17 protein-coding genes are annotated in these 14,993 nt (G+C 31.2%); 7 read left to right on the top strand and 10 right to left on the bottom strand.

Features of this window, described 5'->3' with window-relative positions; all coding sequences use genetic code 11:
• Both VKY41_RS03845 and VKY41_RS03840 read left to right on the top strand, forming a co-directional pair.
• A complete protein-coding gene (locus VKY41_RS03845) occupies window positions 1-780 on the top strand; it encodes an ABC transporter ATP-binding protein (protein ID WP_500813118.1) in 780 nt (259 codons plus the stop codon).
• A gap of 15 nt (window positions 781-795) precedes the next feature.
• Window positions 796-1,782 carry an MlaD family protein gene (locus VKY41_RS03840; RefSeq protein ID WP_500813117.1) on the top strand — a complete coding sequence of 329 codons (987 nt, stop codon included), beginning with the start codon at window positions 796-798 and terminating at the stop codon, window positions 1,780-1,782.
• 16 nt (window positions 1,783-1,798) lie between these two features.
• Here VKY41_RS03840 and VKY41_RS03835 read toward each other — a convergent pair whose 3' ends face one another.
• The 10 genes from VKY41_RS03835 to VKY41_RS03790 all read right to left on the bottom strand — a co-directional run bounded on the left by VKY41_RS03835 (window position 1,799) and on the right by VKY41_RS03790 (window position 8,718).
• Window positions 1,799-2,368 (bottom strand): GNAT family N-acetyltransferase, encoded by a 570-nt coding sequence (locus VKY41_RS03835; protein ID WP_500813116.1) that lies wholly within the window; start codon window positions 2,366-2,368, stop codon window positions 1,799-1,801.
• A gap of 49 nt (window positions 2,369-2,417) precedes the next feature.
• Window positions 2,418-2,714, bottom strand: a complete 297-nt coding sequence (locus VKY41_RS03830; RefSeq protein ID WP_500813115.1) for a chaperone modulator CbpM — start codon at window positions 2,712-2,714, stop codon at window positions 2,418-2,420.
• Between the two features lie 2 nt (window positions 2,715-2,716).
• On the bottom strand, window positions 2,717-3,592 hold the full coding sequence (locus VKY41_RS03825) for a DnaJ C-terminal domain-containing protein (RefSeq protein ID WP_500813114.1): 876 nt from the start codon (window positions 3,590-3,592) through the stop codon (window positions 2,717-2,719).
• 13 nt (window positions 3,593-3,605) lie between these two features.
• The gene (locus VKY41_RS03820; protein WP_500813113.1) at window positions 3,606-4,058 is read right to left on the bottom strand and encodes a pyridoxamine 5'-phosphate oxidase family protein; all 453 of its coding nucleotides are present in this window, start codon (window positions 4,056-4,058) and stop codon (window positions 3,606-3,608) included.
• Window positions 4,055-4,579, bottom strand: coding sequence for a hypothetical protein (locus tag VKY41_RS03815; protein WP_500813112.1), 525 nt, complete (start codon window positions 4,577-4,579; stop codon window positions 4,055-4,057). The genes VKY41_RS03820 and VKY41_RS03815 overlap by 4 nt, the downstream gene beginning before the upstream one ends.
• A gap of 155 nt (window positions 4,580-4,734) precedes the next feature.
• Window positions 4,735-6,030, bottom strand: coding sequence for an MgtC/SapB family protein (locus tag VKY41_RS03810; protein ID WP_500813111.1), 1,296 nt, complete (start codon window positions 6,028-6,030; stop codon window positions 4,735-4,737).
• 127 nt (window positions 6,031-6,157) lie between these two features.
• The gene (locus VKY41_RS03805; protein ID WP_500813110.1) at window positions 6,158-7,375 is read right to left on the bottom strand and encodes a metallophosphoesterase; all 1,218 of its coding nucleotides are present in this window, start codon (window positions 7,373-7,375) and stop codon (window positions 6,158-6,160) included.
• Between the two features lie 18 nt (window positions 7,376-7,393).
• The gene (locus tag VKY41_RS03800; protein ID WP_500813109.1) at window positions 7,394-7,606 is read right to left on the bottom strand and encodes a hypothetical protein; all 213 of its coding nucleotides are present in this window, start codon (window positions 7,604-7,606) and stop codon (window positions 7,394-7,396) included.
• 156 nt (window positions 7,607-7,762) lie between these two features.
• Window positions 7,763-8,293 (bottom strand): mechanosensitive ion channel domain-containing protein, encoded by a 531-nt coding sequence (locus VKY41_RS03795; protein ID WP_500813108.1) that lies wholly within the window; start codon window positions 8,291-8,293, stop codon window positions 7,763-7,765.
• A 14-nt stretch (window positions 8,294-8,307) separates the two neighbouring features.
• Window positions 8,308-8,718, bottom strand: coding sequence for a hypothetical protein (locus VKY41_RS03790; protein ID WP_500813107.1), 411 nt, complete (start codon window positions 8,716-8,718; stop codon window positions 8,308-8,310).
• A gap of 172 nt (window positions 8,719-8,890) precedes the next feature.
• Between VKY41_RS03790 and VKY41_RS03785 the strand changes: the two genes are divergently transcribed.
• The 5 genes from VKY41_RS03785 to VKY41_RS03765 all read left to right on the top strand — a co-directional run bounded on the left by VKY41_RS03785 (window position 8,891) and on the right by VKY41_RS03765 (window position 14,982).
• Window positions 8,891-11,329, top strand: coding sequence for a PAS domain S-box protein (locus VKY41_RS03785; protein WP_500813106.1), 2,439 nt, complete (start codon window positions 8,891-8,893; stop codon window positions 11,327-11,329).
• Between the two features lie 62 nt (window positions 11,330-11,391).
• Window positions 11,392-12,441, top strand: coding sequence for a response regulator (locus VKY41_RS03780; protein ID WP_500813105.1), 1,050 nt, complete (start codon window positions 11,392-11,394; stop codon window positions 12,439-12,441).
• Window positions 12,442-12,523: 82 nt separating this feature from the next.
• Complete coding sequence (locus tag VKY41_RS03775) at window positions 12,524-13,366, top strand: universal stress protein (protein ID WP_500813104.1); 843 nt, start codon at window positions 12,524-12,526, stop codon at window positions 13,364-13,366.
• Between the two features lie 56 nt (window positions 13,367-13,422).
• Entirely contained in the window at window positions 13,423-13,809 is a 387-nt protein-coding gene (locus VKY41_RS03770) for a hypothetical protein (RefSeq protein WP_500813103.1), read from the top strand.
• Window positions 13,810-14,133: 324 nt separating this feature from the next.
• Window positions 14,134-14,982 (top strand): universal stress protein, encoded by an 849-nt coding sequence (locus tag VKY41_RS03765; protein WP_500813102.1) that lies wholly within the window; start codon window positions 14,134-14,136, stop codon window positions 14,980-14,982.
• Window positions 14,983-14,993 lie beyond the last annotated feature (11 nt).

The raw sequence follows: 14,993 nt of genomic DNA, 5'->3' as shown, positions 1-14,993 counted from the left end.
ATGAATCAAACTGAAAACATACCAGATATATTTAAGAAGGTAGAATCAAGAAATCTAATGCTTGAAATTGTTGAATTAAGAAAATCCTTTGGAAACAATCATGTTTTAAACGGATTTAACCTTGAGCTTTATGAAGGTGAAAATCTCGTCATTATGGGAAAGTCTGGCTCAGGTAAATCAGTTATGATTAAATGTCTGGTTGGCTTAATGGAAGTAGACTCGGGAAGTATAAAGGTTATGGGAAGGGATATTACTAAGCTTAGTCGTGTAGAGTTGGACGAAATCCGTACAGAAATAGGGTTTCTGTTTCAAGGAAACGCACTTTATGATTCCATGACCGTTAGAGAAAACTTAGAATTTCCATTGCGTAGACATAAAAAGAAGTTCGGAGATATAACCGATACCACAGCCTTAGTAATGGAAGCTCTGGAAAGTGTAGGTTTGGCACATACTATTAATTTAATGCCTTCTGAGCTTTCTGGAGGAATGAAAAAACGGATTGCTTTGGCAAGAGCACTTATTTTAAAACCTAAAATTATTCTATACGATGAGCCTACTAGTGGATTGGACCCCATAACGTCAAAAGAAATTATTGAGTTAATGAGGCGTGTGCAAAAACAGTATAAAACTTCTTCGTTAATTATTACACACGATGTGGATTGTGCTAGAGTAGTTAGTGAACGTATGATCTTATTGGTGGATGGTACTAATTATGCCGAAGGTACTTTCGCAGAATTAGCTTCTTCGGAAGAAGAACAAGTAAAAGCGTTTTTTAAATGATTTAAAAATAACTCGATGAAAAAAACTAAAAAGGAAACTTTTAATCTAGGTCTTTTTGTAATTATTGGCTTGGTTATTTTTATAACGGCTATCTATTTTATTGGCGACCAGAAAAATATGTTCGATAAAACTTTTACCATAAGCGCTAATTTTAATAATGTGAATGGCCTTATGCAAGGCAATAATGTGCGTTATTCTGGAATTAATGTTGGAATAGTAAAAAACATAGCCATAAGAAATGATTCTACCATAAATGTAGAATTGATTATTAATGAAAAGATGGTTAGGCATATAAAAAAAAATGCTATAGCTACAATAGGTTCTGATGGTTTAGTTGGAAATATGATTGTAAATATTATCCCAGGCGAAGGTTCTGCTGAGCCAATAAGTCAAGGAGATGTGATTAAAACGTATACAAAAATTGGAACAGGTGAAATGCTAAACACTTTAAACACGACCAATGAAAATGCAGCTTTATTAACTTCAAAATTATTGGATATTGTAAATGATATAACAAAAGGTAAAGGAACTTTGGGAATGTTAATTAACGACACCATTGCAACCAACGACATCAAGCAAACTCTAAATAATTTAAAACTTACAAGTCAAGAAGCCAATAGAACCATGTTGCAACTTAATTCTCTTATAAGTCAAATTGATTTAAATGAAAGTGTTGCTGGTGTTTTATTGACTGATACTACCGAAGGAAATAAAGTAAGACATATTATTTCTAATCTAGAAACTTCAAGTGTAGAAATCCAATCTGTAATCTCCAACTTAAACGAAACCATTACCAATTTTAAAGAGGGTGAAGGTGCCGTTAATTATTTGTTTAATGATTCCGTATTAGTAAAACAACTTGAAGAATCTGTTAAACATATTAATGAGGGGACGGATAAGTTTAATCAAAATATGGAAGCTTTAAAACATAACATCTTAACTCGTGGTTATTTTAGAAAGTTAGAAAAAGAAGAGAGGAAGGCTGAAAATCAGAAGGAATAAGAAAAAGCGGTTTTACCTATGAATGGTTATTGTTTTTTATTTGAAGGTGATCCAATTTCTTCCCAGCTAAAGTTTTTTCTCCCATAACTTCAAACCCTAATTTTAAGTATAGTTTTTTAGCGTTTGGGTTGTCTTTATCTACTAATAAACCCAATGTTTCATTTCTATTAGCAACATACTCTTCAATTAAAAACTGAAAAATTTTAGAGCCAATTCCTTTGGCTTGTTGACTAGGATCCACACCTACGCAATCAATATAAAACTCTCCTTCTTGCGTTTCATCTTCTGGGTTAAAATCTCTGTTAAACATCTCTTTAATTGTTTCGGCTACAGGTGCTCTAAGTTCATAAAGCTTTCCTCCATCATAAACATTTGCTGCAGCAATAATTTGACCTTCATTTTCTACAACCCAACAATTTTCATAAGAATATTGATTTCCAATTTTACTAATAAGATGTTCTAAAAACTGAGTAGCTTTTTCCGTGGAATTCTCTCCAATAAATTGAAATACAATGTCGTTCATGGCAAGCATCATAAATGGCGCAATTGCTTTTGATTCCTCTACTTTAGCTCTTCTAATTAGCATGATGTACTATTTGATTATTCAACATTTGATTTGGCAGCAATATCTGAATTTATTCCCTTTCGTAGAAATCTAATTTGTTATGGAGATTTTTTATTTCATTCTGTAAGGTTTCCACCTTATTTAACAAATTTGCAATAGCATGAATTCCTTCTAAATTAATATCCATTTCATAATGGAATCTAATAAGCTTTTCAATTTCCTTTATTTGTGTTACACGAACACATGGTGTATTTTCTTTTGTTGTAATTTCAATTAACTCAAATTCGTATAAGGAGGTTATAAATGTTTTTGGAACCTTATAAATCGAGCAAAACTCTTGTATGGTTATTAAGTTTTCTGTGTCCATAATCATCTTAATTTTGCTAATTCAGTAAATAATTCTTTTTCCTTGGTAGTAAGGTTTGTTGGTGTTTTTATGTTGTACGTTATATATAAATCGCCAAACTGACCATCTTTTTTATAAACAGGAAAACCTTTGCCTTTTAGTTTTACCTGAGTTCCATTTTGGGTTTCGGGTTTTACTTTTAGTTTAACCTTGCCATCAAAGGTGTTTACTGTAACGTCTCCACCTAAAAGAGATTTGTAAAGATCTAAATCTACAGTAGTGTATAGATTATCATGGTTTCTTTTGAAGTTGGTATTGTTTACAATATTAAATTTTATATATAAATCGCCGTTAGGACCTTTGTTAACGCCTTTGCCACCATAACCTGGAATTTTTATTACCTGACCATTTTCGATACCAGCAGGGATTTTTATTCGAATGTTTTTGTTATTGACAGTTAAAGTGCGTTTATGACTAGTATAAACCTCACTTAAATCCAATTGTAACTCGGCATTATAATCCTGTCCGCGAAACATGGCACTACTTGTTCTTTGTCGTGCTCCACCAAACATGGACTCGAAGAAATCAGAAAAATCGCTGTCATCAAACCCGCCTGAATATTGTTGATGCCTACTTTCCTGTTGTTGCTGTCTGGTTCTTTCAAATTCTTCAGCGTGCTTCCAATCTTTACCGTGTTCGTCGTATTTTTTACGATTTTCTGGATGGCTTAAAACTTCGTTCGCTTCATTAATTTCCTTGAATTTTATTTCAGCTTCTTTATCGTTAGGATTTAAATCTGGATGATATTTGCGGGCTAATTTTCTATATGCTTTTTTAATTTCTTGTTCCGTAGCACTTTTAGAAACTCCCAAAATTTTATAATAATCGATGTATGCCATATTATATTTGTTATTAGTTTCTTTTTTTGCCTATAAGACTTTTAATTTTAATTAAAAAAACAAAAGCAGCTTCATCAGATTCTATTTTACTTGAAAACTCACTTATAAAATCAACTTTTTTGTGTTTAGTATCTGTAATTACATTCTTAATACCTAGCGAAAAAGTGTGAAGATAAGCTCTTGCTTCGGTGCCAAAATAGAGTTGAAAATTCCCATTTACTAAAACAGATTTCCAATGGTTAACGGATTTTATATCTGCCACTTGTAAGGAAATTTGTTTGTTTTTCCGCATGGCTTGTATTTTGTGCCCTTCGCCTGAATAACAAATTATATGGTTTTCGTCTTTGTCAAAAAAATAAGTAATAGGGACCACATAAGGTTTGTTTTCTGAAATGTATCCTAAATGTCCTATGAAATTATTTTCAAGGATAAACTGACATTCTCTATGCTCTAAGTCTGCAATCATATTTTTATATTTTCCGTTTTTAAAATAGGTGTTAACTTCTCAATAATTTGCTTACTAGCCTTGTCTATATCATTAATTTTAGATTCTCCCGTTAGGGCATCAACATCTTTCATTTTTTTAGTGCCAGCTCCTGATGTTGTATACACTATGGTTTTGGCTTTAATCTGAGAATTGTTGTTTATAAATTTTTTAATGGAAATAGGAGGTTTTGTATTTTCCCAAGTATGAATTAAAAGTATACCATTAAAGTCTTTAATATCTATGTTTTTTAATTTCGAGATGTCAATTACTTTAATAAAAACAGTTTTTTCTTTATAATAATTTACAATGTTATTTGTTAGGCCGTTTTTAAATTCACTTCCTTGTGTGGCAATTAATAAACTTGTTTGGTTTTCTTTGGAGTTGACCTCAAAAGAAGCAGCTTCTTCCATGGAATATGTGAATTTATACCATCCATAAAATAAAGAGAAAAGAGCAGCAAAGCTGATAAGGATATAAATTATTTTAGTACTGTTGGACATATTTTTAAGGATAAGTTATACTACTAACTTAATGGGATTTAAGTAGAAAGCCTATGATATTGATCAGTTTACAGAAGAGACGAGTTTTGTGTGCTTAAGTTTTGAATCTAAAATTACAACTTTGGCTTACTTGATTCACTGCTTGTTAAAAGGAGTTATCCGTTGTTTAAAATGAAAAAACCAACGATTCCAGCAATAAAAATAAGTCCATAACCTATTAATACATATTTTTTTAGTTCTTTGCTGCCAAACCACAACGATAGTCCTATTTTAACTATAGTATTAGTAAGTGTGGCGAGTAAAATGGCGTTTTGAGCGGTAAGAAATTGAATGCTGTCTCCTCCTAATTTAGACATGGAAATGGTTATGGCATCAATGTCTGTTAAAGCACTAATAGCACTAGAAATATAAATTCCACTGTCGCCATAATTGGTACTTGCATAGCTAACTAGAATTAATATAGCGGTATAGATAAATCCAAAAAATACAGCATCCCTGATATTTAAAGGCTCTCCTAATGGAATTTTTTCAGTTTCAGATTGAATTAAATTATGTTTCTTATAAAAATAAAATGTAACTCCAATAGCGGTTAAAATCATTATTAGAACAGGAAGAATCAAGCCGTTTACCATAGAAGGATTGAACACGAAGACCCAAACTAAAACTCTGCCAATCATTACCGTTGCAGCTGCAAAAACAGCAATGGCGTAGCTGCTTGATAAGGCTGGGTGTTCAGCACTTCTTTTGGAAAACACCCAAGAAACTACAGTGCTGGAAACCATACCTCCAAAAACCCCTGTTAGAAGAAGTCCTATTTTAGAGTCTAGAAATTTCATTAAAATATAACCAATAAACCCGATTCCAGAGGTTAATACAACTATCCAACCAATTTCACTTGGATTTATTACGTTGTAAGGGCCAAAATTTGTGTCAGGTAGAAATGGTAAAATAAGTAAAGCAATAATTACAAAACGAATAAATGCAGACAGTTCTGTTTGTGTTAGTTGTCCAACTATTGATTTGAATTTCATTTTTAAGGATAGTAAAACAACAATAATTACTGTAAAGGCTAAGCTTAACTCAATATGTCCAAAAAATGTTAAGCCACCTAATAAATAGGTGAAAATGGAGGTGAATTCTGTTGTGCTGCCAATATCTCCTTTGTGTGAAGTTACCCAATACGATATTGAAACAAGGGTAATGACTCCTAAAAATCCAAGGCTAAAGAACCATGGATTGATAATGTAGTTTAATAAAGCGCAAACAAAACCTAAAAGAGAAACAATTGAAAGTGTGCGTAACCCTGCAAAAATTTCATCTTTTTTTAAGTTCGAAAACTCTCTTTCTAATCCTAAAACTAGGCCAATACCTAAAGCAACTAAAACTCTTTTTAAAAAATCTAATTGAGTTAATTCAAAATTCTCGGTTTGTATTAGTAATTGGTCTTCCATAGATTAAAAGTTAAAAAAAAGACATTGCTTTTTTTAAGTGATTTATCTTTTTAGAATGCTATTAAAGTATATGCGAACTTAGTTTAATTTTTTTGGAAGGAATATGACGTATGTCAGTTTAAAAACTTCATTCTTTTGTTATTTCTATAAGTGTAATTTCGGGTCTCATTCCTAGTCTTCCAGGAAATCCAAGCCAGCCTAAACCTCTGTTTACATATAAGTACTGTTGGTTATGCTTGTATAATCCAGCCCACTGTTTGTATTTGTATTTTATGGGGCTCCATTCCATATTCTTTAATTTAAAGCCTGCTTGCATACCATGTGTGTGTCCAGAAAGTGTTAAGGCGATATTGGTTTGATCTATCACTTCGCTGTCCCAATGCGATGGGTCGTGGGATAAAAGTATTTTAAACGGAATATCTTCTGCGTTTTCTATGGCTTTTTGCAAATCGCCATATTTTTTAAAGGGCGGATGTCCCCAATTTTCTACACCAATTATAGCTATTTTTTCATTTTCATTTTCAATTAATTCAGCCTCGTTAAGAAGCAATTTAAAATCGTTTTCTTTGTAAAACTTTTTAATGGCTTCAAAATTTTCTTGTTTTTCTTTAATAGTATTCCATTTGCTGTAGTCGCCATAATCGTGGTTTCCTAAAATTGCGTATTTTTTTATTTCGGGTGAAAAGTGCCTGAAAGCTTTCTGCCAACCCCGTAATTCCCAAGCATAATTATTAACAAGATCTCCCGTGAAGAATAGGAAATCTGGTTCTAATTGATTGATTTTTTTTATGGCACCTTCTAAAATATGAAAGCTGTAATTAAAACTTCCTAGATGTAAATCGGAAATCTGAACTATTTTTAAACCATTAAAAGATTTTGGAACATGTGAAAATGAAAGTTCAACTTTGTGTACCTTAAAATTATATCTAGCTTTAAAGATTCCGTAAACAATTGCAAAAAAAGGTAGAAAACCAGCAAATAACCCAATAAGAGGAATGACTATTAAAGATTTGTTTTCTGAAATTACATAACTGGTAAAAAAGAAAACAGCCATCACAATTACAAAAATGATTTTTGGAATAAAGGATGAAATAGTTAAGCCATATAGGGAAGAAATAAGCAATTGTTTTCTTCTAGGTTGAATATGATCCAGTCTTATTTTTAAGGTTATAATAGCTCCTATAAGTCCTAATGTAAAAAACCAAAAAAGAATGTGAATACTATTCCTTAGAATAGTTGAAGGTATTAAACTGGTAATAGATTTAAACCAGTAAAATGCCAGGAAATCGACCAAAAAAATGGCTAAACACAAAAGTAGGATGGTAAATAGCGAGTAGCTTTTCATTATTTAGAATAGGTTCTTTTACTTGGTAACATCAACTTTTAATTCAGGTATTTTAATAAGCTCTATAGTGGTTGAGGCTAGAATAATTTTGCCGTTAGTGGCTTCAAAGGCTTTCAGTATACTATCGTGTAATCCATGCTTTGTCATTCTTCGCTTTTTGTAATCTACAATATATCTTAAGTTAAATTGAATCCAATTATCTGTTAAGCTAATGGCTAATGTAGGTTCCACTACGGCGTCCTCAATATAATATTTATTTACTACTTCTTTCCATTGTGCTTTGGAACTTACTGTGTGTTGGGTTAATGCTTTTGAAGCTATATCAATAACTATAGACTTAGCTAACTCTATGTCCGAACCATATCTTATAGGTAAATTAAATTCATCCTAAATAAATGGAAAATCTTGTGAGTAGTTGTAAATCGGGCCTTTAAAAACAAAGGCATTGCTTAATTTTACAATTCTTCCACTATAGTTGTCGCTAGATACCCATTGTCCAATTTCCATCATGGTGGTGTACATGCTATCTACATCTATAACGTCTCCCTTAATACCATTAATTTCAATTCTATCTCCTGGTTTATAAACATTAACAACAAAAATGTAGATGGAACCTACAATACTTAAAATTAATTCTTGAAGAGTAAAGGCAATACCTGCCGAAAACAATCCTATGGCAAGAGTTAGGTCTTTAATGTTGCCAGTAAAATATGAAAAGGATAAGATAACTAACAAGACATATCCTATAAACTCTACAGTTTTTTGCGATTTATAACGAGCAGAAGTGTCGGGTATATTCTTTTTTAAGTAGCGCCTTAAAAACTGAATAATAAGTACAACAAGAGTTACAATCAAAGCGAATTTGGCTATGCTGTAAATTGTTGGGTTTTCTAAAATCCAGTCTTTTAGTTGGGTCATTTATGTTTTGTAAATTATATTTTTTTTAATTCCATGTCTAGTTTTGCAAGCAAGATTAATTCCGATTTGTTTTTTCTAGAGAAGCTACCAGCAATGGCATGAGCCGTTTTAATTATCAATTGTTTTATAGTTGAGGTAAAAAAATGGCTGTGTTCATTCTTGTAAGTTACAAATTCGTTAAATAAGCTGTCACTATTTAAATTGTTTTGAGAGTGCAACCAATCGAAAACCACTTCAATTTGATACGCAGCATCTGTTTGAAAGGCATCTTCGGTTTTATCAACCAACAACCAATCCTTTTTTACAATTTCCTTTAACTTATTTACTTCAGAAACTTCTACCATTCCATCGGCAACTGCAATGGCGTAAAATAGTTTTCCCAAAACTTCATAAAACTGAATGTTTAAGTTTTTTTTGTTTTTCATAATATAAAGGAATTAATTATGAAAACAATTTAAAGATAGATATGAAAATATAAAATGATATCCCTCAGACTCAGGTTTTAATTAAAATCTAACATTTGTTTCAGTATAATTTCCTATCATTTCTATAAAATTAAGTAACTTTAAAGATTAATTTATATTTCAAAAAACTAATATGCTAGAAAGCAATCATGATGTTTTTGAGATTCTTTCAGAAGCTATTTCGGAAGGGATTGTTATTGTTGATAAACAACAAAAAATAGTAGCATTAAACTCAACTTCAGAAGGCATGTTCGGATACCTCAAGAACGAGCTTTTAAGTCAGCCTTTAAACTGTTTGGTCCCTACGCATTTTCACAAGAATCATGTAAAATATTCTAAGGCATTCTTTAAGAATGGAGAAAAACGTACCATGGGCGGAGATAGGGTACTTTATGGACTTAGAAAAGATGGTAGCACCTTTCCTATTGAGGTTGGACTAAATCCGTTCACTATTAAAGGAGAAGCCTATGTAATGGCCTTGATTATAGATATTTCTAATCGGTTAGATATAGAAAAATCGTTGCATATAAAAAGTCAAGCTTTAAAATCTGCAAGCAATGGTATTGTAATTACAGATGCTTTGCAAAAGAATCATCCCATAATTTATGCAAATACAGCTTTCGAAAAACTTTCTGGTTACTCTCAAGAAGAAATTTTAAACCAAGATATTAGGTTTTTACAAGCAGATGATACAGATCAGGAAAGTGTAAATAAAATTAATACAGCCTTAAAAAACGGAACTAATTGTCACGTTGTTTTGCGTAACTACAGAAAAGACGGTACTTTGTTTTGGAATGAACTGCATATTACCCCAATTAAAAACGACCTAGGGGTTGTAACTCATTTTGTGGGAATTCAAAATGACATTACTGAAAGTAAGTTAGCCAAGGAAACTCAGGAGCACTTAGCAACTATATTAGACGAATCTTTAAATGAAATATATGTTTTTGATTCAAAATCCCTGAAGTTTTTAAGTGCCAATTATGTTGCCCTAAAGAATTTAGATTACTCTTTAGAAGAACTGAAAACCATGACTCCTGTTGATATAAAGCCTGATGTCACCCTAAGTCAGTTTAAAAAACGAATTGATGGTTTATTAAAACGAAAGGTTGAAAAACTAGAATTTGAAACAAAGCATGTTAGAAAAAACGGCACTATTTATCCGATAGAAGTCCACTTGCAAATGTCTAATTTTGAGGATAAGGAGGTTTTTGTTGCAGTAATTTTAGATATCACTGAAAGGAAAAAACAAGAGGACTTTAAGTTAAAGCAAAATCATATTTTGGAATCCATAGCTTTAGATGAGCCACTCCAAACTATTTTAAAAGATGTTGTTTGTTTAATTGAGGAGCAATCAAAAGATGCATTTATTTCTTTACTCTTGTTAAATGAAGAAATGCAAAGTTCACATTCTTTGATTGCTCCAAGTTTGCCTCCAAGTTATCATAAAAACATAGAGGAATTATTAAACACAAAGCATATTGATTACAATAAATCTTCAAATTTCTTAAAAGAAGAAGTTGTGGTTTCAGATATAGAAAAGCACGACTTATGGAAAAGTTACAAACATTTAATTTTACCACTTGGATTAAAATCGTGTTGGACCATTCCTGTTGTATCTTCTAAAAACCAAATATTAGGTGTTTTTGCTATTTACAGAAAAGAAAAACAAGATTTTAGCGATTTAAATAAGCAGGTATTAAATGTTGGGAATAAGTTAGCGGGAATTGCTATAGAAAAACATCTAACTAATAAATATATTGAGAATACTCAAAAACAGCTTGAAAATCATGCTAAAAATTTAAAGGAACAGGTAGATGAGCAAACCCATGAGTTACAGGAAGCTCTTAAAAAAGAAAAAGAGCTTAATGAGTTAAAAACAAAGTTTTTGTCGCTAGTTTCTCATGAATTTAAAACGCCATTGAGTGGGATTTTAACTTCGGCCATGCTTTTGAAAAAATACACATTGGAAGTCCAACAGGAGAAGCGCGATAAGCATATTAACACCATTACAAATATTGTAAATAACTTAAATAATATTTTAAACGACTTCCTTTCGGTTGAAAAGCTTGAATCCGGAAAAGTTAGTTATAGTTTCAAAACCTTTAAACTAAGTAAAGTGTTAAACGAGGTTGTTTATAATTCAAACATGTTGCTAAAGGATGGTCAAAAAATTAAGTATCCAGAGAATATAGATGAGCTTTCAATGCATCAAGATGAACGAGTTCTCGACTTAAGTTTGTCCAATATTATTCATAATGCCATTAAGTATTCTTCAGAAAATTCAAACATAGCTATTGAAATCACTCAAGACGATAAATCAACTTATTTTAAAGTCATAGATGAAGGTGTTGGGATTCCCGAAATTGATCAAAAAAATATTTTCAACCGATATTTTAGAGCAGAAAACGTACTAACAACACAAGGAACAGGAATTGGACTCAACATAGTGAAAAGCCATGTAGAGAATTTGGGAGGAAGCATTTCGTTTACAAGTAAAGAACATGTAGGCAGTACATTTATCCTGACTTTGCCAAACAAAGCAAATAATGAAAACCTTATTCAGGATTAATAAGTAAATAATTAAAGGGTGAAGACCCTAAATACTGTATGGGAAACACTAAACTAAAATCAATGAAAACCATATTATTAATTGAAGACGATATTGTTTTAAGAGAAAACACAACAGAGTTATTGGAACTGTCCAATTACAAGGTTCTTGCTGCTCCTAATGGAAAAGTTGGAGTTGTGATGGCAAAACAAAGTTTACCAGATATAATAGTTTGTGATATAATGATGCCGGAATTAGATGGATATGGTGTTTTAGAAGAGCTGTCAAAACATCCAGAAACTCAAAGTATCCCTTTTATTTATCTATCGGCAAAAACCGAAACTCAAGATGTTAGAAAAGGTATGAACTTAGGCGCAGACGACTATTTAACCAAGCCTTTTAATGAGTTAGATTTAATTAGTGCTATAGAAAGCAGATTAGCAAAGGCTTTAATTTTAAAAGAAACTAGGCAAAGTAATGCTATTCCAAACTCTCAAGAGGATGAATTAAAAACCTTAAATGACCTTAAAAATTTTCTTGATGATAATGGTGAAACCATTCATTTTTCTGAAGGAGACAGTATTTATTTGGAAGGAGAGCATTCTAATGCGGTTTATTTAATTAGTAAAGGCATAGTAAAATGCCATAAATTGGATGAAAAAGGAAAAGAACTTATAACGGCACTTTATAAGGAAGATGATTTATTTGGTTATATTTCATTTATTCATAATAAACCTTATCAAGAATCTGCCACCGCAATAAAAAAGACCACTGTAGTAAGCATTTCTAAAACGGTTTTAAAAGAAGTTTTGGAAAATAATCATCAAGTAACTTTAGAGCTTATTCAATTACTCACCGATAATCTTTTTAATGTTAAAGAGCAATTACTTCAAATGGCCTATGGTTCTGTAAACCAGAAAACAGCTCAAACCATTATTAAATTTGCAGAAAAATTGAACAGAAACCCTGACGATGCCATAAGAATTTCTAGAAGCGACTTAGCAAGTGTTGCAGGAATTGCAACGGAAACCTTGATTAGAACTATGACTCATTTTAAAAAACAAGGGCTTATTGAAATTGAAGGTAGAAATATAAAAATTTTAGATCTAGAAGGATTAAAAGAAATTTATTAAGCATCGTCTTATTGGCAATATGATGGATATCATTTTGTTTTGAACTTCCTCGACTTACATTTGAGTTTTAAGTTACAGTGAAATGAAAAATGTATTATTGCCAACAGATTTTTCTGAAAACTCGTGGAATGCTATTAAATATGCTATAGATTTTCACGAGGAAACTACTTGTAATTTTTTTCTACTTCACGTTAACAGATTAAGCCATCTACTTCTAAACGAAGTGCCTTATTTGCCTACTCAGGATGTGGTGGAAAATGTATATACCAAATCGGCTAAAACCCAATTACATCAATTTAAAGAAAGGATTTTCAAGGAAATTCCTTCAAGCCTAAAACATCAGTTTTTCACTATTGCAGATCAGAACTTTTTAGTACAGTCTATTCGCGATCAGGTTAAAAATAAAAACATTGAACTAATTGTATTGGGTACTAAAGGGGCTTCAGGTCTTAAAACAACTATTATTGGCAGCAATACGGGTGATATAATCACTAAAGTAGCTTGCACTACCTTGATAGTTCCGGAAAATGCTAGATATAAAAAAATTAAAGAGTTGGCCTTTCCAACAGACTTCGCCATGGAATACAATCTAAATACTTTAGATTATATATTGCAGATTCTTCAAAAAAACAGTGCCACTCTTAGTGTGGTTCATATTAGTAGAAAAACAGCCGAATTAAATAGCGATCAAATAAAAAATAAAGAATTCTTAAAAAATTATTTTCAAGAACAACCTCATAGTTTTCAATTTTTAATCAATAAGGATGTTGAAGCGGCTGTTCAGGGGTTTGTTGAAAGTAGAGATGTAGATATGATTACCATGGTAGCTAAGAATCTGAATTATTTTCAGCAGATTTTATTTCATTCAAAAGTTGAGGAAATCAGCTATCATATAAATATTCCGTTTTTAGTCTTGCATAATTAGCAGTGGCTAAATATGGTTTTATATAAACCATTGATTAATCTAAAAACAAATAACTTATGGACATGTCTATTTTCTTAGCTAAATTTTGGGGTTGGTATTTACTTGTGTTTTTTGTCATATTAAGTTTTTATCCCAAGCGTATTAAAGAAATATTTTCGTTTTTACGAGACGAGAAGTTTTTAATAGTTACTTCATTCATTGCTATTATTGTTGGTTTGCTCAATATCTTGGTTCATAATATTTGGGAGCCTAATTGGACATTAATTATCACTCTAATAGGTTGGTTTGCCTTATTTATAGGCTTAGCCTTGTTCACTTTTCCAAAACAAACAGTTAAAAGAATTAATTATATAAACGTGAAGTTTGTTCAGGTAATTTATATGTTACTGTTTCTAATTGGAGTTTTCTTATTGAACATAGCTTACAATATTGTGCCATATTAAAGCGAGTAAAACTTCAGATTTAACCAAATAATGTCATGATTGAAACAGCCAAAAATTGTATTGGTTTTTTAATATAGTTGAGGTTTTCAAGAAGTCGTTTGTGTCGTTATAAATTACTAAAATTAAAAGGTCTAGTGTTTTTTTAAGTATAAAAATGAGATTAAAATTTATAATAGAGGTTAATTGAAATTCAGGAATCTTAATTAAATTAGAATTAATACAAGTTCCCATTTTTTTTTCTTAAAAGTCTGTTTGTCTGATATATATCATAGTTTAAGGATTGGTAAAACTTTAAGTTTATAAGACGAGCTTAAAACTTTTACTATGAGAAAAATTTTGATACCTACGGACTTTTCAGTCAATTCCATGAATGCTATAAAATATGCCTTATCGCTTTTTAAGTATGAGGTTAGTCAATTTTATATTTTACACACTTATCAAGAAGAAATTTATGCAACTAATGATGTAATCACACGTGAAGAGTTAGAAGTTGTTACAAAAAAGATTGAAAAAAAGTCTTTGGAAAATTTAGATAAAATCCTTCAACAAATTCTAGAAATATCTCCCAATCCTAGACATACGTTTCACATAGTTTCTTCAAAGAGTCTTTTGGTTGATGGTGCTGATGAGGTGGTTGATAAAGAAAATATAGATGTTATTGTAATGGGAACTCGAGGCGAAACAAATGATAAGAAGATAACTTTCGGAAGTCATACCTTACAAGTATTAAAATATGTGCAGTGTCCTGTACTGGCCATACCAGAAAATTATACCTACACTCAACCCAAACATATTCTTTTTCCAACCAATTTTATGATTCCATATAAACGTCGCGAATTAAAGTTTTTATGCGATTTAGCTTCTCCATACAGAGCTGTTATAGATTTACTGTACGTTTCTAGAAGTGAAAAACTATCGTTACGCCAAGAAGATAATTTAGCTTTTTTAAAAGAAACCGTTTGTAAAAATCAAATAGAATTAGTTGTAAAAAACGAATCAAATATATTAGAAACTATTAATAATTACATAAAATCGGAAAAGGTAGATATGTTGGTTATGGTGAATTCTAGGCATTCCTTCCTAGAAGATATTTTGTACCCGTCTACCATTTCAAAACTTAGTTTAAATCTGGATATCCCGTTTTTGGCTTTGCAAAATATAAAGCGTGTGTAATAGGTATATAG

Source organism: Xanthomarina sp. (assembly GCF_035306605.1).
GTDB lineage: Bacteria > Bacteroidota > Bacteroidia > Flavobacteriales > Flavobacteriaceae > Xanthomarina.
Note: the sequence above shows the minus strand (reverse complement) of the source record. Positions and strands in the feature narration are given on the sequence as shown.